The following is a 287-nucleotide window of genomic DNA, read 5'->3' on the forward strand; positions in this document are numbered from 1 at the left end:
GTTACATCATGTCAAAGATCTTTTTTATGTGAAGGGTACGGAGTCGGACCGCTTTTCCGGGGCCAACCTTTGTCTCAGGCATCCCCTGCCTCCTGTATTTATATTATATTTATTATCTAAACAAACGTGTCTGTAGTACAAGAAGGACAAACCTTCTACTTTAACGGTATCTCTCCAGAAAGGAGGTGTTCCAGCCGCACCTTCCGGTACGGCTACCTTGTTACGACTTAGCCCCAATTACCAGTGTTACCCTAGGGCGCTCCTTGCGGTTACGCACTTCAGGTACT

The 287-nt window shown here is 46.7% G+C and carries 1 rRNA gene; it reads right to left on the reverse strand.

Annotated elements, in window-relative coordinates:
* Positions 1-178: 178 nt before the first annotated feature.
* Positions 179-287, reverse strand: a 16S ribosomal RNA gene (locus I6E11_RS14915); the annotation flags it as partial.

This window comes from Bacteroides caecigallinarum (genome assembly GCF_021531075.1).
Lineage (GTDB): Bacteria > Bacteroidota > Bacteroidia > Bacteroidales > Bacteroidaceae > Phocaeicola > Phocaeicola caecigallinarum_B.